This is a genomic window from Trebonia kvetii (assembly GCF_007827045.1).
GTDB lineage: Bacteria > Actinomycetota > Actinomycetes > Streptosporangiales > Streptosporangiaceae > Trebonia > Trebonia kvetii.
On record NZ_RPFW01000005.1, the window covers coordinates 135,497 to 155,027 of the forward strand.

20 protein-coding genes are annotated in these 19,531 nt (G+C 69.1%); 14 read left to right on the plus strand and 6 right to left on the minus strand.

The window, feature by feature from the left end:
• The first annotated feature begins 4 nt into the window (after nt 1-4).
• The gene (locus tag EAS64_RS25630; RefSeq protein ID WP_145856998.1) at nt 5-325 is read left to right on the plus strand and encodes a 2Fe-2S iron-sulfur cluster-binding protein; all 321 of its coding nucleotides are present in this window, start codon (nt 5-7) and stop codon (nt 323-325) included.
• Nucleotides 322-1,674 carry an NAD(P)/FAD-dependent oxidoreductase gene (locus tag EAS64_RS25635; protein WP_145857000.1) on the plus strand — a complete coding sequence of 451 codons (1,353 nt, stop codon included), beginning with the start codon at nt 322-324 and terminating at the stop codon, nt 1,672-1,674. The genes EAS64_RS25630 and EAS64_RS25635 overlap by 4 nt, the downstream gene beginning before the upstream one ends.
• On the opposite strand, the gene EAS64_RS25640 is transcribed toward EAS64_RS25635, so the two are convergent.
• Nucleotides 1,639-2,811: a CaiB/BaiF CoA transferase family protein gene (locus tag EAS64_RS25640; RefSeq protein WP_187366172.1), complete on the minus strand. Its 1,173-nt coding sequence runs from the start codon at nt 2,809-2,811 to the stop codon at nt 1,639-1,641. The two genes, EAS64_RS25635 and EAS64_RS25640, sit on opposite strands and share 36 nt — an antisense overlap.
• A gap of 214 nt (nt 2,812-3,025) precedes the next feature.
• Between EAS64_RS25640 and EAS64_RS25645 the strand changes: the two genes are divergently transcribed.
• The 10 genes from EAS64_RS25645 to EAS64_RS25680 all read left to right on the plus strand — a co-directional run bounded on the left by EAS64_RS25645 (nt 3,026) and on the right by EAS64_RS25680 (nt 12,521).
• The gene (locus EAS64_RS25645; protein ID WP_145857004.1) at nt 3,026-3,628 is read left to right on the plus strand and encodes a TetR/AcrR family transcriptional regulator; all 603 of its coding nucleotides are present in this window, start codon (nt 3,026-3,028) and stop codon (nt 3,626-3,628) included.
• Nucleotides 3,629-3,840: 212 nt separating this feature from the next.
• Nucleotides 3,841-5,775, plus strand: coding sequence for a flavin-containing monooxygenase (locus EAS64_RS25650; protein WP_145857005.1), 1,935 nt, complete (start codon nt 3,841-3,843; stop codon nt 5,773-5,775).
• Nucleotides 5,772-6,896, plus strand: a complete 1,125-nt coding sequence (locus EAS64_RS25655) for an acyl-CoA dehydrogenase family protein (RefSeq protein WP_145857007.1) — start codon at nt 5,772-5,774, stop codon at nt 6,894-6,896. The genes EAS64_RS25650 and EAS64_RS25655 overlap by 4 nt, the downstream gene beginning before the upstream one ends.
• Nucleotides 6,893-7,957 carry an acyl-CoA dehydrogenase family protein gene (locus EAS64_RS25660; RefSeq protein ID WP_145857009.1) on the plus strand — a complete coding sequence of 355 codons (1,065 nt, stop codon included), beginning with the start codon at nt 6,893-6,895 and terminating at the stop codon, nt 7,955-7,957. Before EAS64_RS25655 ends, EAS64_RS25660 begins: the two co-directional genes overlap by 4 nt.
• Nucleotides 7,954-8,721 carry an enoyl-CoA hydratase/isomerase family protein gene (locus EAS64_RS25665; protein ID WP_145857011.1) on the plus strand — a complete coding sequence of 256 codons (768 nt, stop codon included), beginning with the start codon at nt 7,954-7,956 and terminating at the stop codon, nt 8,719-8,721. The genes EAS64_RS25660 and EAS64_RS25665 overlap by 4 nt, the downstream gene beginning before the upstream one ends.
• A 31-nt stretch (nt 8,722-8,752) precedes the next feature.
• A complete protein-coding gene (locus EAS64_RS25670; protein WP_145857013.1) occupies nt 8,753-9,640 on the plus strand; it encodes an SDR family oxidoreductase in 888 nt (295 codons plus the stop codon).
• A 2-nt stretch (nt 9,641-9,642) separates the two neighbouring features.
• On the plus strand, nt 9,643-9,996 hold the full coding sequence (locus tag EAS64_RS46125) for an alcohol dehydrogenase catalytic domain-containing protein (RefSeq protein ID WP_246115863.1): 354 nt from the start codon (nt 9,643-9,645) through the stop codon (nt 9,994-9,996).
• A gap of 261 nt (nt 9,997-10,257) precedes the next feature.
• On the plus strand, nt 10,258-10,773 hold the full coding sequence (locus EAS64_RS46130; RefSeq protein WP_246115864.1) for a zinc-binding dehydrogenase: 516 nt from the start codon (nt 10,258-10,260) through the stop codon (nt 10,771-10,773).
• A gap of 80 nt (nt 10,774-10,853) precedes the next feature.
• Nucleotides 10,854-11,009: a hypothetical protein gene (locus EAS64_RS43825; protein ID WP_187366173.1), complete on the plus strand. Its 156-nt coding sequence runs from the start codon at nt 10,854-10,856 to the stop codon at nt 11,007-11,009.
• Between the two features lie 267 nt (nt 11,010-11,276).
• A complete protein-coding gene (locus tag EAS64_RS25680) occupies nt 11,277-12,521 on the plus strand; it encodes an ABC transporter substrate-binding protein (protein WP_145857015.1) in 1,245 nt (414 codons plus the stop codon).
• A 7-nt stretch (nt 12,522-12,528) separates the two neighbouring features.
• Here the strand turns inward: EAS64_RS25680 and EAS64_RS25685 are convergent, their stop codons facing one another.
• The 3 genes from EAS64_RS25685 to EAS64_RS25695 form a co-directional block, all read right to left on the minus strand.
• Nucleotides 12,529-12,768: a hypothetical protein gene (locus EAS64_RS25685; protein ID WP_145857016.1), complete on the minus strand. Its 240-nt coding sequence runs from the start codon at nt 12,766-12,768 to the stop codon at nt 12,529-12,531.
• A 30-nt stretch (nt 12,769-12,798) separates the two neighbouring features.
• Nucleotides 12,799-13,764, minus strand: a complete 966-nt coding sequence (locus EAS64_RS25690; RefSeq protein WP_145857018.1) for an alpha/beta hydrolase — start codon at nt 13,762-13,764, stop codon at nt 12,799-12,801.
• Nucleotides 13,765-14,116: 352 nt separating this feature from the next.
• Nucleotides 14,117-14,734, minus strand: coding sequence for a TetR/AcrR family transcriptional regulator (locus tag EAS64_RS25695; protein ID WP_222849682.1), 618 nt, complete (start codon nt 14,732-14,734; stop codon nt 14,117-14,119).
• Between EAS64_RS25695 and EAS64_RS25700 the strand changes: the two genes are divergently transcribed.
• Nucleotides 14,707-15,279 carry a Rossmann-fold NAD(P)-binding domain-containing protein gene (locus tag EAS64_RS25700; protein ID WP_222849604.1) on the plus strand — a complete coding sequence of 191 codons (573 nt, stop codon included), beginning with the start codon at nt 14,707-14,709 and terminating at the stop codon, nt 15,277-15,279. The two genes, EAS64_RS25695 and EAS64_RS25700, sit on opposite strands and share 28 nt — an antisense overlap.
• A 31-nt stretch (nt 15,280-15,310) precedes the next feature.
• On the opposite strand, the gene EAS64_RS25705 is transcribed toward EAS64_RS25700, so the two are convergent.
• Both EAS64_RS25705 and EAS64_RS25710 read right to left on the minus strand, forming a co-directional pair.
• Entirely contained in the window at nt 15,311-15,532 is a 222-nt protein-coding gene (locus EAS64_RS25705; protein ID WP_145857024.1) for a ferredoxin, read from the minus strand.
• Nucleotides 15,533-15,543: 11 nt separating this feature from the next.
• A complete protein-coding gene (locus EAS64_RS25710; protein ID WP_145857026.1) occupies nt 15,544-16,758 on the minus strand; it encodes a cytochrome P450 in 1,215 nt (404 codons plus the stop codon).
• A gap of 316 nt (nt 16,759-17,074) precedes the next feature.
• On the opposite strand from EAS64_RS25710, the gene EAS64_RS25715 reads away from it, so the two are divergent.
• The gene (locus tag EAS64_RS25715) at nt 17,075-19,519 is read left to right on the plus strand and encodes a sensor histidine kinase (protein ID WP_187366174.1); all 2,445 of its coding nucleotides are present in this window, start codon (nt 17,075-17,077) and stop codon (nt 19,517-19,519) included.
• Nucleotides 19,520-19,531: the final 12 nt, after the last annotated feature.

The window sequence follows — 19,531 nt, forward strand, 5'->3', positions numbered from 1 at the left end:
CACCGTGCCCAAGGTTATTTACACCCAGCCGGACGGGACCGAGCGCGTAATCGAGGGAACGGCAGGCGACTCGGTCATGAGGACCGCGGTCCGCAACGGGGTATCCGGCATCGTCGGCCAGTGTGGCGGCGTGCTGTCCTGTGCGACCTGCCACGTGTTTCTCGACGAGGCGCACGCGGACGACTTCCCTCCGCCCGGCGAGGACGAGGACGACATGCTTGACGGCGCCGCCACCGAGCGCAGGCCCAACTCGCGGCTGTCCTGCCAGCTCAAGCTGGCGGCGTGGCAGGAGGTGCGGGTCACCATCCCGGAGAGCCAGCTGTGAGCGAGACAGCTGGCCGGCTGCTCATCGTGGGAGCCGGCCAGGCGGGCCTGCAACTGGCGGCAAACGCGCGGGAACTTGGCTGGAGCGGCCCCATCACCCTGGCCGGAGCGGAACCGCATCCGCCCTACGAGCGCCCCCCGCTGAGCAAAGCGGTGCTGCGCGGCTCGGCGGGCATGGACAGCCTCGTGCTGCGCAGCACCGGCTTCTACACCGACAAACGGCTTACGCTGGCGCTCGGCGAGCGCATCGAGCGCCTGACGCTGGATGGCGGGGGAGCAGGCGGCACCGCGACCGCCGCATCCGGAGGCTGCTTCGCCTTCGACCGGCTCGCGCTCGCAACCGGCGCACGCCCGCGCGCACTGCCGGTCCGCGGTGCCGCGCTCGACGGCGTCGTCATGCTCAGGGACCTCGCCGACGCCGAGAACCTGGGCAGGCGCCTTGCCGCCGCCAGCGACCTCGTGGTGATCGGCGGCGGGCTCATCGGCCTTGAGGTCGCGGCCGTCGCGGCCGCCGCGGGCGTCCGGGCGACCGTCATCGAGGCCGCGCCGACGTTGATGAACCGGATGGTCAGCCCGGCTGCGGCCAAGGTGATCGCTGAAGCCCACCGCTCCGCAGGCGTCCAGATCCTCCTCGGCGCCCGGCCCAGCCGGTTCGTCGGCGCGGATCCCCGCACTGACGGCCACGGCCCAGTGACCGCGGTTGAGCTCGCGGACGGCACGCGGATCCCCGCCCAGGTAGTACTGGTCGCCGTGGGGGCCACGCCCCGGGAGGACCTAGCCCGCGCCGCAGGCCTGCACTGCGACAACGGCATCGTGGTCGATGAGTTCTCGCTCGCATCCGACGGCCGGACCATCGCCGTCGGCGACTGCGCCAACCTGCCCGACCCCTCGCCGCAGCCCGGCCCGGCCCGGCTGCGCCTGGAGAGCGTCGACAACGCCGTCACCCAGGCCGCCGCCGCGGCCGCCACGCTGATGGGCCGGTCCACGCCGTACCGCAGCGTCCCCTGGTTCTGGTCCGAACAGGGCGGCCTCAAGCTCCATATCGCGGGACTGGCCCGCGCCGGTGACGGCACGGTGGCCCGGCCGGGCACGCGCCCCGGCCAGCACACGTTCCTGCGCTACCGGGGAGACCGTCTCGTTGCCGCCGAGTGCGTCAACAGCCCCGCCGACTTCGCAGCGGTCCGCAAGGCGCTCGCCGCCGGCGCCGATCTGCCGAGGGAAGCCGCCGCAGACACCAGCGTCACGCTGAGGCAGCACTTCGCGGCCGTCGCCCCGCGCGCATTACCAGTGGCTGGCGCGTTCCCCTCCCGCGCCTCATCCGGATGCCCCGCCGCCGAGTTCGTCAAGTAGGTGGTTGTGCTGTCCGAGGAGAGGAGCGGGACCAACGACAGGCGGCTTGCTCCGGCTGAACTTGACCGGCAGACCCGGGGTGCGGATCCTTCCGACCTCGGGATGCCGGGACTCCTTGATGAGCCCGACAGCCGCGATATGCGGGTCGCCGAGGAGGTCGGTAATGGAGTTGACGGTGGTCGCGGGGATGCGGTGCTCGCCGAACAACCGCAGCCACTCGGCCGTTGGCCTGGCCTTGAGTTCGGACTCGACGATGCCGTACAGGGCGTCGGTGTGCGCGGTCCGCGCGCTCATCGTCGCGAACCGGGCGTCGGAAGCGAGGGCGGGGCGGTCGATGAGCCGGAAGAAGGTCTGCCAGTGCTTGTCGGTGTACAGCATGACAGCGATCATCCCGTCGGCCGTCCGGTAGGGGTGCCGGTTGACCGATGCCGTGCGCGCGTAGAGCGGAGCGCCGCGCGGCGGGTCGTAGACCGCGCCGCCCTGCTGCTCAAGTAGGACGAACGAAGCCATCGCCTCGAACATCGGCACCTCGACCGCCTGCCCGAGGCCGGAGCGCTCCCGTTCGAACAGGGCGGCCAGGATCGCGGCGAGCACGAACAGCCCGCTCGTCTTGTCCGCGACGGACGAGCGCACGTACTGGGGCTCTCCGCCGTTGGTCTGGACGTACGCGAAGCCGGAGGCTGCCTGGATGACGTCGTCATAGGCGGGCAGGTCGCGGTAGGGGCCGCCGCTACCGTAACCGAAGGCGCCGCAGTGGATGAGCCGGGGGTTTCCCGGGCCCAGCGACGGGTAATCGACGCGGAGCCGCCGGGCCGCCGCGGGCGGCCGGTTATGGACGAAGACGTCCGCGTCCGCGACTAGCCGGGTCAGGATGGCGTAGTCGTGGTCGCCGCGGATGTCGAGTACCACGCTCTTCTTGCCCTGGTTGGTGTTGAGGAAGACAGGGCCGGCCCCGGTCCCCGTGGTATCCGCGACCTGCCGGAGAATGTCGCCGCCTGGCTCCTCGACCTTGATGACTTCCGCCCCCATCTGCGCCATCAGCAGGGTGGCGTACGGGGCCATGAAGGTGTTCGACGTGTCGATCACGCGGATGCCGGCCAAGGGGCCGGGCGAGTCAGGTGCGGGCACGGCGGCCACGCGCATCACCCTCCACTCAGAAATCAGGCGGCGCGGTGACTTGACCGCCATCTTTCGCTGATGGTAACTCTAGTGAGTAAATCTGTCATCAATTGAAAAGATGAAATCTGGTGATGCTCGGTGAGGCACAACAAACCGAGGCGGTGAGCGCTACGGCCGGATGCCGTCACGTGAGGCCATACCTGAACCTGCCGCGTGCGGGTAAGGTCGTGGCGTGAACGCGCCCCGGCGCCCCGGCAACCTCCGCCAGGTGCAGAAGGAAACCACCCGGCAGCGGCTTATCGACGCGGCGCGGGAGCTGTTCATCGCCGACGGCTACGCCAAGACCAAGGTCGAGGACATCGCGGCGGCGGCGGGCGCGTCGCCCGCCACCTTCTACCTGCACTTCTCCGCCAAGCGGGAGATCGCGCTCGAGTTCGCGGCCAGGCTCCACGCGGCAGGGCTTGAGTTCTACCCGCGCCTTGAGGACGTGGCCATCGCGGCTACCGCCGAGGCGGTCCGCGGGTGGCTGGCGGAGGTCACGGCGGGCTGGGACGAACTCGTGCCGCTGTGGCGCGTGGTCGGCGAGGCCGCGCTTGGCGACGACCAGGTCCGGGTCGCCAGCAACGACCTGCGCCACCTCGGGGTCCAGGCGGTCGAGGCCGGCCTGCAGCGCGCGGCGCGGTTCGCCGACGGGAGCGAGCACGAGCGGGCCGAACTGCTGATGACCCTGCACCACGCGTTCTTCGCGAATGCCGTGCGCGACCTGGAGAAGGTTCATGCCGCACATACGCTCGACGTGCTGACCAAGATGTGGCTCGCCGCGCTCCAAGACTGAAGGCCAGGCGCGGAAACCAGCCCTTGACACCCAGCGGCTGTCCTGTAACCATCTCGCTAGAGACAGACTCTAGTAACTGGCCATTAACTATCGTAAGCGATCTCACCTGCCCTGGGCCGTGCGTGGCGGGTGACCTCGGGGCGGGCTGCCCTGGCAGCAGCCGCCCGGAAGCGCGAACCGAGCGAACGGCAAGACATGGAGAGGCGAACGCGATGACGCGCGACAGCGAAGCCACCACGGCAAGCCAGCCGGCCGACGCCGGCGCGGTCCGCGCGGCGGCGATCATGGCGGCCGATCCCGCGCTGCTGCTGGCCTGCCTCGCCGCGTGGAAGTCCGATCCCGCGCTGATCAACCGGTACGCCCCGGCGTTCCGGCCGTTGCCGGCGCGCGGTCCGCGCGCAGTGCACGAGACTGACCAGGAGACAGCCCGCGCCGTCCGCCAGTCGGTGCTCGACGAGCTCGGGCGCGGGGCCCAGGCCGCCGGATCCGCCGTACTTGACGATCCCGCCTTCAGGCGGATGGCCGAATTCGCCGTCGGCGAGCCGGTCGGAGACGAATTCGTCCCGCTGCTGCGCGAGCAGGCGGGCTTCGAGAAGGACCGTCGTCACATTAAGCCGACGCGACGTCCAGCAGAGGACTTCGAGGTCATCGTGATCGGGGCCGGCATGGTCGGCATCAACGCCGGGGTCAAGCTCGCCGAGGCCGGATTCCGGTACACCATCTTCGAAGAGCGGGAAAACCTCGGCGGGACCTGGTGGATCAACACCTATCCCGGCGCGGCCGTGGACACCCCCAGCCACTACTACTCCTTCTCCTTCGAGCTGAACCCGGACTGGCAGCGGTATTACCCGGCCGGCCCCGAGTACCTGGCCTACCTGCGCCGGGTCGCCGACAAGTACCAGGTCACCGAGCGCATCCGCTTCAGCACCAGGGTCATCGCCTGTGCCTGGGACGCAGGCACAGGCAAGTGGAACGTGACGACAGAGCGCGACGGGCAGCGTGCCACCCACGTGGCCACGGCATTGATCACCGCGACCGGATTCCTGAACCGGCCGGCCAAGCCGGACCTGCCCGGCCGGGAATCGTTCGGCGGCGTCATCGTGCACTCGGCCGAGTGGGACCACGCGGTGGAACTGGCCGGGAAGCGCGTCGTCATGCTCGGCACCGGCTGCACGGCGGTGCAGATCGCCACCGACATCGCGGACCTCGTCGGCACCCTGACGGTAGTGCAGCGGCAGCCGCACTGGATCGCCCCGGCGAAGACGCTAGAGGGAGTGCCCGCCGAGACCCGGTGGCTGCTAGCGAACGTGCCCTATTACCATCAGTGGTTCCGGCTCCGGACCTACTGGTTCGCGTCTGACAACAACTACGACACGCCGCGCATCGATTGGGAATGGTTCGCCACCCACGTCTCCGCGTCGCCCGCGAACGACAAGGTCATGCAGGTCTGCCTGAAGTACCTTGATGAGATGTTCGGTGACCGGCCGGACCTGAAGGCCAAGCTCACCCCCGACTTCCCGCCGTACGCGAAGCGGATCATCAAGGACCCGGGCTACTACGCGGTGCTGCGGCGGCCTGATGTCGCCCTGCATACCGGGGTCATCGACCGCCTCGAGCCGGGCACGGTGATCCTCAGCGACGGCACGCGGGTGCCGTGCGACGTGCTGATCCTGGCCACGGGATTCACGCTGGACTTCCTGTCCACCATCGATATCCGCGGCCGCGGCGGCGTCCGGCTCGGCGATGCGTGGCGCGATCCGCGTGCGTACCTCGGGGTGTGCACGCCCGGCTTCCCGAACCTGTTCACCACCGCCGGGCCGAACACCGCGCCCAACCACGGCGGCGGCCACAACCTGACCGGCGAGGAGCAGGTGCACTTCATCACCGAGTGCCTCCAGCTCATGGTCGAGCGAGACCTGGCGGCGATCGAAGTCACCAGCGAGGCCACCAGTGCCTACAACAAGCTCGTCGACCAGGAGCTTGACAAGACGGTCTGGCAGCACGGCAAGAGCGCGCACGGCTACTATCGCAACGCGGTCGGCCGCGCAGTCGTCGCCTGCCCGTGGCGCATGGTCGACTACTGGACCCGGCTGCGAGCGCCGGCGACCGGCGACTTCATCTTGACGCCGGCGGGCGCGGGCCGATGAGATTCGAGCCAACCGAGCTCACCGGCGCCGAACTCAAGCTGCAAGACGAGGTGCGCGAATTCCTGGCCGAGACGCTCCCGCGCGGCAGCTACGCGCCAGGGCTCGGCATGACATCCCAGTGGCGGCCCGATTTCTCCAGGGAACTTGGCCGGCGGGGCTGGCTCGGCATGGCACTGCCGGCCGAGTACGGCGGCGGCCGCACGGCCGTGGAGCGGCTTGTCGTAGTCGAGCAGTTGCTCGCGGCCGGCGCGCCGGTGGCGTTCCACTGGGTCGCGGACCGGCAGAGCGGGCCGACGATCGCCAGGTTCGGCACCGAAGAGCAGAAGCGGTTCTTCCTGCCGAAGATCGCCCGCGGTGAGGTTTCCTTCTGCATCGGCATGTCCGAGCCAGACAGCGGCTCCGACCTGGCGAGCCTGAAGACCAAGGCGACGAAGACCGACGGCGGGTGGCTGGTCAGCGGGACCAAGGTCTGGACCTCGTGGGCGGCTACCGCCCACTACATCCTCGGCCTGTTCCGCACCTCACCCGAGCGGTACGACGGCCTCACCCAGATGATCATCCCGACGGACGCGGCGGGACTGACTATCTGGCCGATCACCTTCGTCGACGGCACGTCCGAATTCTGCGAGCTCTCGTTCGCCGATGTCTTCGTGCCAGACGACCGCGTCCTCGGCGAGCCGGGCCGGGGGTGGGCGCAGAACACCGCGGAACTCGTCTTGGAACGCGGCGGCGTGGACCGCTGGATGTCCCCGTTCTTCCTTGCCCAGCTCGCCCTCGAGCGGGCGGCCGCGGCCGCGGATCACGCGGCCTACGACCTCCTCGCCGGGGTTGCCGCCAGGTCATGGGGGCTGCGCGGCATGTCCCTGTCGGTCGCCCGGATGGTCGACGAGGGACTCAGCCCCGCCGCCGAGGCGGCCCTGGTCAAGGAGCTTGGCACCCGCCTGGAACAGGACCTGGTGGACGCCCTCGCTCGGCTGGCGCCCGGCCCGCTTGACGCCGCGAGCGCCGACGGCTACGAGCGCCTGCTCGCGAGCGCGCTCCTCGCGTCACCGTCCTGGACGATCCGGGGCGGCACGAACGAGATTCTCCGCACGGTCATCGCGAAGGGGCTGCGCCCATGACGACCACCGGCCTCACGATGGACCCGGAACTGGCCGAGGTCGCCGAGCGGGTCTTCGCTGCGGCAACAGCAGAGCCAGCCGGAACGGAGTCGGGTGATACCTTCACCCGGAGCTGGGATCTGGCCGCCGCGGCCGGACTCCCCTGGGTATCGGTACCGGAATCGGCGGGCGGACCCGGCGGGACCCTGCTTGACGCGGTCACTGTCGCGTATGCCGCGGGGGCGCAGGCGGCCCCGCTGCCAGTGGTGGAGACCCTTCTCGCGGGCTGGCTGCTGGCCGCGGCCGGCCTCAGCGTCGACCAGGTCCCGATGAGCGTCGCAGCGCGGGCCGCCAGCCTGCCGCTGGACGACGGCGCAGCGCGGGGGGTCGTGCTCTCCGTTCCCTGGGGTTGCGAGGTAGCGCTTGTCACCGCCATCGTGGCCGGGCCCGATGGTGCGCCGCGCCTGGTGACCTGGCGTCCGCTGTCAGGCGAAGTCACCGGCCGTTCGGCCGACCTCGCTGACCAGCCACGCGCGGACCTGCGGCTTGACGGGGCGCGCGCCACCATCCAGGAGATCAGCCCGGGCGCCCAAGACGCCTTCCTGCGGCGCGCGGCGGTCCTGCGCGCCGCGTCCATGGCCGGAGCCATGGACGCGATCATGCGCCTCACGAACCGGTACACCGCCGACCGCGTCCAGTTCGGCAAGCCGCTAGCAGCCTTCCAGGCGGTGCAGCAGCATCTGGTGACCATCGCGCAGGCGGCGGCCGTCACCCGGCTGAACGTGGCCAGGGCGGCACGGGCCGTTGACGCGGCCGGCGGGGCCTTCGAGGCGGCCGCCGTGAAGCACCTCGCCAACGAGCACGCGACGCTCTGCATCAGGGCTGCCTACCAGGCCCACGGTGCCATCGGACTTACCCGCGAGTACCCGTTGAACCGGTTCACCCGGCGGCTGCTTGTCTGGCGCGGCGAGGACGGGACCGACCAGACGCTCACCCGCCAGCTGGCGGCCGCCGTCGCCGCGACTGGCGACCTCGCCGCCCTCGTCCAAGGCCGGCACCACACCACGACGGGAGCGCGATGAGCGATATCACCCTGACCACCGACGGCCACGTCGCCACCATCGAGATCGCCCGGCCGCCGCACAACTACTTCGACGAGGCGCTGATAACCGAGATCGCCGACGCCCTGGCCGGACTCGACGCCGATGCCCGGTGCCGCGCCGTGGTGCTGTGCTCACAGGGCAAGAATTTCTGCGCGGGCGCCAACTTCGGCGACGGCGGCGGCTTCGGGAATGACCGGGTCGCGGTCTCCGAGCGGCTGTACCGGCAGGCGATGCGGATCCTTGACACCAGTAAGCCGGTCATCGCCGCGGTCCAGGGCGCCGCGGTCGGCGGCGGCCTCGGCCTGGCCTGCGCCGCCGACTTCCGCGTGGCCGACGCGGGCACCCGGTTCACCGCCAACTTCGCCAGGCTGGGCTTCCACCACGGGTTCGCGCTCAGCGTGACGCTGCCCGCGATCGTCGGGCAGCAACCGGCCATGGCGCTGCTGCTGTCCGGCGGCAGCGTCAAAGGCGAGGAGGCCGCTCGCATCGGCCTCGCCGACCGGCTCGTCGCCCCGGGCACGCAGCGCGCGGCCGCCCAGGAGTGGGCGGCCGAACTGGCCGAGGCCGCGCCGCTCGCCGTGCAGTCCATCCGCCGCACGCTCCGCGGCGACCTGCCGCGGCGCGCCCGGGCCGTCCTTGAGCACGAACTCGCCGAGCAGGCCCGACTGTGGGCGACCGCGGACGCGGGCGAGGGCATCGCCGCCAGCCTTGAGCGCCGCCAGCCCAAGTTCACCGGCGCCTAGCCAAGCCAAGCGGAAGAGAAGAGGTTAACGCATGACAGGTGACAGCCTTCCGCCAGAGAGCGCCGAGCAGCGGTTCCGCGGCGGGACCGCCGTGGTAACGGGCGGCGGCGCGGGGATCGGCGAGGGACTGGTCCGCTACCTCTGCCGGATCGGGATGCGGGTCGTCATCGCCGACATCGACACGACTCGCGCGACCGCCCTCGCGCAGGAGCTCACCAGGGACGGCGGCGACGCCATTCCCCGGACCGTCGACGTCACCGATGCGGTGGCCGTCGAGGAACTGGCCAGGTCAACCTTTGACGCGCACGGCAGCGTCGAACTGCTCATCAACAACGCCGGGCTGGAGACCGCGGGCCTGGCCTGGGAGGTCACCGTCGAGCGCTGGCAGCGGCTGATGGCGGTCAACTTGGACGGCGTCTTCTTCGGTATCCGGGCCTTCGTGCCGAAGATGATCGCCGCAGGCGAGCCGGCGGTCATCGCCAACCTCTCGTCGATCGGCGGCATCTCCACGATGCCCATGCAGGCTCCCTACATCGCCAGCAAGCACGCCGTGCTCGCCCTGACGGAGTGCCTGCACCAGGAGATCCTGCTGACCGGGGCGCCGATCCAGGTCAGCGCCATCCTGCCGTACTCCGTCCGCAGCCAGATCTTCCTCGACGCGCAACGCGACGCCCCAGTCGGCAACCGGGCCGCCAACCAGCTGTTCGCGGCCATGCAGAAGGACAACGAGGAAACCAGCCTCGACCCGGTGAAAGCGGCCGAGCACATGGTCGGCGCCCTCGCCCGGGGCGAATTCTGGGTCTTCTCCGACGATGAGCGCTGCCGCGCGGTCGCGGCCCGCCGGGCGCGGCTGCTCGCCGAACTCACCCCGCCGGCCGACCCTCGCCCCCGGCTCGCGGAGATGGGAGTAACACTGTGAGGGTGAAGGCAGCCGTCCTGTACGGCCCGGGCACGAAGTACCAGATCGAGCAGATTGAGCTTGACCCGCCTCGGGAGGACGAGGTCCTCGTCAAGTTCGCCGCCGCCGGCTTGTGCCACTCCGACGAGCACCTGGTAACCGGCGACATGGTCGCTGACCCGGCCTATGGCTCCACCTGGAAGCAGTTCCCCATGATCGCCGGCCACGAGGGCGCGGGTGTCATCGAGGAAGTCGGACCGGGAGTAACCAGCGTGCGTCCTGGTGACCACGTCGTCACCTCGTTCGTCCCGTCCTGCGGCGTCTGTCCCCCTGCGCATCGGGGCACCAGAACCTGTGCGATCTCGGAGCGACGCTGACCGCCGGGCGGCAGGCAGACGGCTCGTCCCGGCATCACACGCGCGGCGGAGAGGAATGCGCCACCATGTGCGCGCTCGGCACGTTCGCCGAGTACAGCGTTCTGAACACCGCGTCGGTCATCAAGATCCCTGACTACCTCCCGATGGATAAGGCGGCGCTTGTCGCCTGCGGTGTCACCACTGGCTGGGGGTCGGCCGTCTACGCGGCGGATGTCAGGCCGGGGGAGACCGTGGTCGTGATCGGCACCCGGGGGAGTGGGCATGAATGCCGTGCAGGGCGCGGCACTCGCCGGCGCCGGGTTCGTCGTCGCGGTCGACCCCGTCGAGTTCAAGCGCGAGCAGGCGCTGACTTTCGGTGCCACCCACACCGCGGACAGCCTCGCCGACGCGGTCGGCTTGGTGCGCGAGATCACCTGGGGCCGCATGGCGGACAAGGCGATCCTCACCGTCGGGCTCGCTGAGGGTGCGATGATCGCGCCCATGATGTCTCTGGTCAGGAAGGGCGGCCGCGCCGTTGTCACCGCAGTGGCGAACATGTACGCGACCGACGTCAGGCTCAGCCTCTTCGACCTCGGCATGCTGCAGAAGCAGCTTGTCGGAACCATCTTCGGATCGGCCAACCCGCGCTACGACATCCCGCGCCTGCTCGCCATGTATGAGGCGGGCAAGCTGAAACTGGACGAGCTCATCACCCGCACCTACTCGCTGGACCAGATCAACGACGGTTACCAGGACATGCGCGACGGCCGGAACATCCGCGGCGTGGTCCTCTACTAGCGGCGTGCCTGTTCAGCGGGGCCCAACCAGGTGGCAGCCAGCGGTGTCAGTTAACGGACGACGCTGATATGGAGAGTGCCGTGGCAGCGGATCGGGCGCAACGACTGCACGACCTCCTGCTGAGCCCCGCCGCCGGGCGAGACCGGCCGGCGGTGGTATCACCCGAAGGCATCACCACCACGTTCGGCGAGATGGACTCCTCGACGGCGTCTGTGGCCTGCGCCTCTACGACGTGAACCTCCGTGACGGATGGTGGTCACCCGAACTTGTCACCCGGCTCCTGGCGCTAGCCACGTGATTGAAACCGCAGCGGGATGTCCGTCGTCACCGCCGCCAGCTCAATCCGCCCGGCATGCAGCCAGCGACCAGTCGTCATAAGTGACGCTTGTATAACGGCCGGGCCACGTGTGTCATTTCTGGGGCTCGTGACCTTGACCTGTGTGATCGGGCTCACTAGTTTGATCAAAACAAGCAAGCGCTTGGGCAATTCTCGGGAGGGGAACATGAGAGGTCAATTGCTCGCCACCGCGGTGGCGCTCGCCGCCTCAGTTGGCGTCGCGGCATGCAGTTCGAGTAGTAGCACGACGCCCGCCTCGACCAACACCGGATCGGCAGGCGCCTCGACGGGCCAGGAGTCGTCGACGCCGTACCGGGTTATGGTGACTGGCGGGCTGAGCGCGGCGGGTGTGCTGGCGGATAACGCCTCCACTTCCGTGCTCTCCGCTAAGGCGGGCGCCGCGGCGATCAACGCCCAGGGCGGTATCGACGGTCACCAGGTGGTCGTCACCGCGGCCGACGACGGAGGGAACCCGTCGACGGCCGTGACGGACCTGCTCAACGCCATCCACTCCGGAAACAAGCCGGACCTCTACCTCGACTCCGGCCCGTCGCCTGTCGCGGCCGCCGTCCTCCCCATCCTGACGGCGAACCACATCCTGTCCTTCAACATCGCCCCCACGACGACCTCGTCAAACCCGGCTGACTTCCCGCTGAACTTCGACCTGTCGCCCGGCCCATCGGACTATGTCAAGGGCTTCATCCCGACGATGAAGGCGGCCGGCTACAAGAAGGTCGGCATCATTCACGGCAGCGACGCGTACGGCACCGCCTTCGGGAACGAGCTGAAGAGTGCGTTCATCGCGGCTGGCTTCACGGTGACGACAAGTCAGCAGTACGACGAGAACGCTCTCAGCATGACCCCGGAGCTGCAAGCCATCCAGGCCACCAAACCGGATGTACTGATCATGGACGCTTACGGGCCGCCCGTCGGCTACCTGCTCAAGAGCCTCCAGCAGCTCGGCTGGAACATCCCGATCCTCGCGGACAACTCGGTGTCGGCGACCGGGCTTATCTCAACCTCAGCGCCGAGTGGCTTCGAAGGCACGGCGCTTGTCAAGCATCTGAAAATGCAGGTCTTCAACAGCACCGTCTACAGTCCGTCCAACACGCTGGTGAACGACGCCGTGAAGACCATGACGGGGCTCGGCTCAATCAAGGCAACGCTCATCCTTGCATACAACTACGACGCCTTCCCGCTGTTGGCGGCCGCGGCCAAGGCGGCGAATTCGACCGACCCAACGGCGCTAGCCAAGGAGCTGGTGAGCCCGTCGGTACTCAGCACCGCGCACACGGCTATGCTGACCCGTTACGGGTTCACCGCGGCTGAGCACTCGCCGCAGCCGAGCCCGAGCGAGTTCACCTTCATCTCACCATCGCTCATCGTCAACGGGCAGTTCGGGCATAGCTGACGGCGCGTCACCGGGCTGCGCCGCCGATCCCGGCGCAGCCCGGATCGTCGTCGAGCTTGCGCCCGAGTAACCATCTCCTTGCCCCGAAAGGCTCATTCAGCAGCCAGACGGGCGACAAAGGCTTGAACGTACCCCCGGTGTGACGCTTTTCGGGGCCGTCGGACCACACGCACCTGTCAAGGTAGCGGTTGGCGAGCACAATATTGATCAAGAGTCCGGCTTTGCAGACCGCGTACACGCCGGCCATCCCACGCAGACGACCACGACGCCCACCCGTTTACTCACGCTCCTCACCGCTGTCTTGAAATGGGCGTTTCATCGCCAGCGCCGCTGCCAGAACGGCGATCTCCTCGGCACGCTCGCGCTGCACTATTGCCGCATCTGGGGCGGCCATTGCCGCGCCGTGGAACGTTCCAGGGAACACATGGAGTTCGACCGGCACTCCGGCAGCGAGCAAGGCCTGGGCGTAGCCAATGCCCTCGTCACGCAGCGGGTCGAATTCCATGACGCTGATGTACGCGGGCGGCAGCCCGGCCAGGTCGGTGGCCCGCGCGGGAGCGGCGTAGTGGCTGACGTCCGGCGATCCGGGCACGACTGAGCCGAGGTAAGCGTTCCAGCTGGTGGCCGCCTTGCCAGCGTCCCACATGGGCGTATCAGTGAACTGCCTGCTGCTGCCGGTCCGCATCCGGTCGTCAAGCATCGGGATGCCGAGGTACTGAAAGCACGGCACTGGGCCGCCGTCGTCCCTGTTCTGCAGCGCCAGTCCCGCGACCAGGCCGGCGCCTGCGCTCGTCCCGTGCAGGGCGATGCGGTCAGGGTCCGCGCCAAGCGATGGCGCCTCGGCGGCCAGCCACCGCAGCGCAGCGTAGGTATCCTCCAGCGCTGCCGGGAAGGGATGCTCGGGTGCGAGCCGGTAATCCACGGAAACGAGGGGAACGCCAAGCTCTCTGCTCAGCTCCGTGTTGCGAGCGTGGCTGGACTCCAGGTCGCACATGACGAAGCCGCCGCCGTGGGCGTGCAGGATGGCGCCGTACGGCGGGCTTGCGGCACGTTCGGGTCGGTAGAGCCGGACCTTAACGCCGTCAGGGGTGCGGTGCTCGGTGACATCCACACCCGACGTGTCGACCGGGATGGCCGCCGCCGTCTCGGCCACGGCTGCCCTGACAGCTGCCAGGTCCGCAAGATCGCGTCGCGGTAGCTGGGCAATCAGACGGACAAGGTCAGGAGCGTAGCGGTAACTCACGTGACATCCTCCGCATAGAGGTCCGCGGTCACATCGTAGCTGGCAACCAAGCGCTTGGTCACGCGATGTCCATTCCGCGGCGGCGAGAATGCAACGAAGGTTGGTCCTAACGCTGCTTGCGCCACTGACAAACCGAAGGGCACCCTCGGAAATGGCGCGGCAGCAGCCGGTCAGAAGTACTCACGTGCCGCCACCACGAAGGTGATCTACGGCGGCACCGAACGCCCGCGGCAGCGTCGTTATCTGGGATCGCAGCACGGGACGGAACGCCTACGTTCGCCGCCCGAACTCCGGCTAGGCTTTCGTCGCACGCTGTCCTGGTGACGAGCCATGGCGTGCTCAAAGGTCCTGCTCAAAGGTCGCGGTCGGCGCCGTGCGCTGCTGCGTTCGGTGGATGGTTGCCGGGAGCGAGGATCTGGCCTAGCACGGCGTCGAACATGGCCTCCGCGAGGCGGCGGTCGCGCTGGCCGGCGGGCCGCGCGAGGATGGTGAGGATTGCTCCGGTTCCGGCTGCGTGGATGAGCTCGATGGCGTGGTTCTCGCTGACCAGGAGTCGTCCGGTGAGCGCTACCCGGTGCACGCGTCCGGCGAGGAGCCGGATTCCCGCCCGCGCGGCCGGTGACCGCCGCCCGCGGGCGGGGTCGGCGAGGAGCACGAAGAGTTCCGGGTTAGCCAGGCCGAAATCGATCGTCATGTCCCAGCCGCGGCGCAGATTGCCGACCGGGCTGGCGGCGGGCACCGCCGAGGCCTTCGCGGCCGCGAAACCGGTCATGACGTGCTCTGCGACGGCGTCAAGAAGACCGTCCTTATCGCCGAACAGCCGGTAGATGGCCGGAGCCTGCACGCCCGCGCGTTCGGCGACGCCCCGTGTGGTGACGGCCGCCTGACCTCCCTCGCGCAGAAGCCCGGCGGCAGCGTCGATGATCCGCCATCGACGCCGCAGTGAAAGCAGGCGTCGGCCGGGTCCTATACACGAGCCATCAAGGCGCGGCCGCGGACACGCCCTTCGGGCCGGGGCCCGACCACGCCGCCACCGAGCAGATCTTCGCCGGGTCGGGGCTGCCGTGGACCTCGCTGCGCAACGGCTTCTATATGCATAGCCTGCAGTGGCTGCTCGGGCCGTGGCGCGAGACCGTAGCCATCGCCGTCCCGGCCAACGGGCCGGTGTCGTGGACCTCGGGGAGCGACGCCGCCGAGGCGGCGGCGGCGGTCATCCTCTCCGACGGCGCGTACGACGGTCCCGTCACCATCACGGCGGGTAGCGCACCGACATTCGAGGACATCGCCGGCATCGCCTCAGACGTCACCGGTCGGGCGGTCCGGTTCGAGCTGCTTGACCCAGACGAGTGGATGCGCGCCCAGACCGCGGTCGGCCATCTGGAGTTCATGGCCCGCTTCCTGCTCGGCATGTATCAGGCCGCCGCCGGCGGCTTCTTCGCCGGCACCGACCCGCTCCTGCGCACGCTCATCGGCCACGAGCCGCAGACCGTCCGGGACTACCTCGCCCAGGACTGACACCAGCGTCTGCCAGCTTGACCCCCTGCCGTCAGGCAAGGTCTACCTCATTGCCGTCTTCGTCCCATACGGAGATCGCGGACGTCGGGCAGGACGCCACCGCGTCGGCGAGGTCGTCCACGGCGACCGAACCGGCGTCGCCCGCCTGACTTTTCCCGGCTACGAGCATAAAGGCTGCCGGAGCGATATCGGCGCACAGTCCGGTGCCGACGCAGAGGTTACGGTCAACCTTGACGGTCCGCTGCGCTGTCATGCTGGCCGACCTCAGGCCCGGCGCCGGTAGCGCAGCGGGACGACCTCGGGCCCGGCGATGACCCCGCCGGGGCTGAGCACGACCGCGCCGTCGATGGCGACATCGGTCAGACGGCGGGTGAGCAGCGTCAGCGCCTCTTCCATCTCGGCCTTGGCGATCGCGAAGCCGAGGCAGTAGTGCGCGCCGTACCCGAAGCCCATGTCGAACAGCGGTTCCGGGCGGTGCAGGTCGAGCCGGTCGGGGTCGGTGAAGGCCGCGGGGTCGCGGCCGGCCGCCGCCAGGTTCAGCGTGATGCGATCTCCCGCCGCCAGGTGCTGGCCTTCGAAGATCAGGTCGCTGAGGGCCACCTTGACCTGACGGGGGGTCGCCGGGTGCAGGCGCATCGCCTCATTGACCGCCGCCGGAACCAGCTCCGGGTGCGCGTGCAGGGTCTCCCACTGGCCAGCATCCACCACCGAGCGCACGCAGGAGGCCAGCTGGTAGCGGGTCGTGTCGTGGCCGGCGAGCAGCACCCCGGCGATGTTCCAGACCATCTCCGCCTCGGAGATCCGGTCGCCGGCCTGGGCGGCGTCGACGAGGTCGCTTATGAAGTCCTTCTCCGGCCTGGCCTTGCGCTTCTCGACGATCTTCTGCGAGTAGTCCCTGACCTGGGCCAGGGCGGACTCCAGGCGGGGAACGCCCGGCCAGAACGGCTCCTGGCCGAGCAGCCGCAGCTCCACCGTGGCGTGCTCGAACTCGGGAACGTCCTCGGGAGGGATACCGATGAACTGCGAGATCACCTGGATGGAAAGGTGATGGCTGTAGTCGGTGACGAAGTTGCAGCTGCCGCGGGTCAGCAAGCCGTCGATCAGGTCGCTGGCCAGTTCCCTGATGAAACCCCGGGCCTGGGCGATGCGGCTGGCGCGGAACCCGCGCACCATAACAGGCCGGAGCCGGTCGTGCACGTCGGCCCAGGTGAGGTTCAGGTTGCCGAGAACGAGGTAGTCCATGATCGGGCCGCTCTCGATTCCCTTGTCGATGAACACCTGCGGCGTGCGCGGTGAGACCCGGTCGTCACGGAACAGATCGCGGATCGTCTCGTAGGAGAAGACCTCGACCCCGGACCTGCCGTCCGCCACCCGGATGCGGTCCGGTCCCATGCCCAGGATGCCGTTCGGATGGTCGATGAACTCGGCTGTGTGACTGTCGAGATAGGGCAGTTCCCGGTGCTGAACTGCTGCAGTCATCGCGCCTCTCCCGTTCGTCCTCGTCTGGAGATATTGTTTTAATCTAGCGCTTGCTTGCCAAAATTGGCAATGGTAATGCCGCGCCTGCCCTCAGCCTGCTATGGTCTCAATCCTTGCAGGAATCAAGTTATTAATGGTTAGTCACGCCGGGGGGCTGGCGACCGCTGGGCAGAGGCGTCCTGCGTCTACTGACGCTTGACGGCGCGGCCTCTGCGGTGCGGACGGACGCCTCCCTCGTGCATGTCATGTGTGAGGCGCTATGGCGGCTATCCGGCGTCCGTTCCGTTCCCGGCCGATCCGGCTGTTCCTAATCAGCATGATCGTCGTACCGCTAATCTCGCTGTCTGCGTTGTGGGCCTTTTCGGCGACCCTGACGGTACCCAATGCGATCAGCAACGCGAACTACAATAGCGTCGCGCAGGCGACCACCGCACCGTCGGTCGTCACGCTGACCACCAAGCTGCCCCTTGAGCAGCAGCAGACGTACATCTGGCTGCTCAGCGGGCGGCAAGCGCCCAAGAAGGACCTGAACGCCACCCGGGCGCTGATTTCCGGCTCGTTGCAAGACGCCGAGACGAAGCTGCTGGTCGGACAGGGTCAGCGCGGTGCCTCGTCAACGGCCAACCTGGACAGGCTCGAAGCCGACCTGCGGACCATCCCGGACATCAGGAAACAAGTCGACGCGGGGGAGCTGACCGCGTCCCAGGCTTTCCAGACCTACAGCACCATCATCGACGACCAGTTCCAGTCGTACTACGCTTCCGTGCTCGACCAGGGCGGCACGATGCAGGGCATCTCGGTCGGCGGCATCGACTCGGCCCTGGCCCTCAACGACCTCTCCCGGGAAGTCACCCTGGTCGCCGGCGCGCTGAGCGTCACCCACGGCCAGATGAGCCACGGCGTGCAGCAGCTGTTCATCAGCAGCGTGAGCCGGCTGCAGTTCCTGATGAACCAGACGCTATCGCTGCTGTCGCCTGGCCTGCGGGCGGGCTACGTCACGCTGATCGGCACGCAGCCGTACAAGCAGTTCCTGACGATGGAAGACGCCGTCGCGTCCACCCCGCCCGGCCACACGCTCACGATCGACCACACCCAGTGGACCAACGACACGACCACCATTCTCCAGACCATGCTGACGGACCAGACCGCCATCGGCGCGCAGCTGCAGGCGCTGAGCGGGTCGGCAAGCAACCGGCTGTTCACCGAGGCTATCCTGGCCGGCGGCGTCGGGCTCCTGGCCGTGGTCGTGTCGGTCTTCCTTATGGTGTGGTTCGGCCGTAAGGTCACCGGCGACCTGACCCGCCTGAACGGCAGCGTCCGGGCGATGGCCGAGGAACGGCTGCCAAGCGTCGTGGCACGGCTGCGGCGCGGTGACGACGTGGACGTGGCCGCCGAGTCCCCGCCACCTCACGCCAGCAGCATCGAGGAGATCTCCCAGGTCGCCGACTCGTTCGGCACCGTGCAGCAGGCGGCCGTCGCCGCCGCGGTCGACCAGGCCCGGCTGCGCAAGGGCGTCAACCAGGTCTTCCTGAACATCTCCCTGCGCAATCAGTCGCTGCTGCACCGCCAGCTGGGGATGCTCGACTCGATGGAGCGGCGGACCAGCGACCCGAACGCGCTGGCCGACCTGTTCCGGCTCGACCACCTCACCACCCGCATGCGGCGGCACGCCGAGGGCCTCATCATCCTGTCCGGGTCCACGCCCGGCCGCGGCTGGCGCGACCCGGTGCCAGTGGTCGATGTGCTGCGGGCCGCGGTGGCCGAGGTCGAGGACTACGTCCGGGTGGACGTCACCAGCGAGTCCACCGACCTGGTGGCCGGGAGCGCGGTCAACGACATCATCCACCTGGTGGCCGAACTCGTGGAGAACGCGACGGTGTTCTCCCCGCCGAACACCCGGGTCGAGGTCAGGGCGGACCGGGCCGGCGCCGGCCTGGTGGCCGAGATCGAGGACCGCGGCCTCGGGCTCAGCCCGGAAGAGCTGGCCGATATCAACGCAAGGCTGGCCAGCCCTCGCGAGTTCGACCTGGCCAACAGCGAGCAGCTCGGCCTGTTCGTGGTCAGCCGACTGGCTGTCCGGCACTCGATCAAGGTGTCGCTGCGCCCGTCGGTGTACGGGGGGACCACGGCTATCATCGTGCTGCCCTTCGGCGTGATCGTGCGCGAGGAAGACGCCGCGCTTGGCAGCCGCTCCGCCAGCGGTCACCGCGGGCCGGCCCTGGCGCCCTTCCCTGAGCCAGGCGACGCCCGGTTCCCTGAGGCGACGCCGTCCCCGTTCGGCAGGACCGGGCGGCACCGGCTGGCGGCGACCGGCAGGCGCGCGGACACCGGGCCGATGATCGGGCTGGCGGAACCCGCGCCCGAGCCGCCGCGACGGTCGCTGCCCGCCCCGCCCTGGGAGGTGTCCGCCCAGGCGCAGGAGGTGGCCAGGCCCGCAGAGTCCAGGCCGCCCTGGGAAACGGGCCCGGCCGCGACGCCGCCCGAGCCCGCTCCCGGGCCGGCCAAGCAGCCAGCGCCTGGCACCGCCACACCAGGCAGTCACCTGGGCATGCCGGTCCGGGTTCCCCAGGCCAGCCTGGCCCCGCAGCTCAAGAACCGCCGGGGCGGCGCGCAGCCGGTCAGCCCGCCGCCGCCGGTCGGCGAGCGGTCGCCAGAGACGACGCGAAACATGATGTTCATGATGCAGCAAGGCTGGGAGCGCGGACGGGTCGACGATATCGACGACCCGCCGGGTGCCCTGGACAACGAGACTGAGCGATAGCGAGGCTGAGAG

Excerpts from the sequence above, each read along its gene's own strand:
- EAS64_RS25650 (WP_145857005.1), top strand. The coding sequence starts at position 3,841 with ATGACGCGCGACAGCGAAGCCACCACGGCAAGCCAGCCGGCCGACGCC.
- EAS64_RS25655 (WP_145857007.1), top strand. The coding sequence starts at position 5,772 with ATGAGATTCGAGCCAACCGAGCTCACCGGCGCCGAACTCAAGCTGCAA.
- EAS64_RS25660 (WP_145857009.1), top strand. The coding sequence starts at position 6,893 with ATGACGACCACCGGCCTCACGATGGACCCGGAACTGGCCGAGGTCGCC.
- EAS64_RS25665 (WP_145857011.1), top strand. The coding sequence starts at position 7,954 with ATGAGCGATATCACCCTGACCACCGACGGCCACGTCGCCACCATCGAG.
- EAS64_RS25670 (WP_145857013.1), top strand. The coding sequence starts at position 8,753 with ATGACAGGTGACAGCCTTCCGCCAGAGAGCGCCGAGCAGCGGTTCCGC.
- EAS64_RS46130 (WP_246115864.1), top strand. The coding sequence starts at position 10,258 with ATGAATGCCGTGCAGGGCGCGGCACTCGCCGGCGCCGGGTTCGTCGTC.
- EAS64_RS25680 (WP_145857015.1), top strand. The coding sequence starts at position 11,277 with ATGAGAGGTCAATTGCTCGCCACCGCGGTGGCGCTCGCCGCCTCAGTT.
- EAS64_RS25685 (WP_145857016.1), bottom strand. The coding sequence starts at position 12,768 with ATGGCCGGCGTGTACGCGGTCTGCAAAGCCGGACTCTTGATCAATATT.
- EAS64_RS25705 (WP_145857024.1), bottom strand. The coding sequence starts at position 15,532 with ATGACAGCGCAGCGGACCGTCAAGGTTGACCGTAACCTCTGCGTCGGC.
- EAS64_RS25710 (WP_145857026.1), bottom strand. The coding sequence starts at position 16,758 with ATGACTGCAGCAGTTCAGCACCGGGAACTGCCCTATCTCGACAGTCAC.
- EAS64_RS25715 (WP_187366174.1), top strand. The coding sequence starts at position 17,075 with ATGATCGTCGTACCGCTAATCTCGCTGTCTGCGTTGTGGGCCTTTTCG.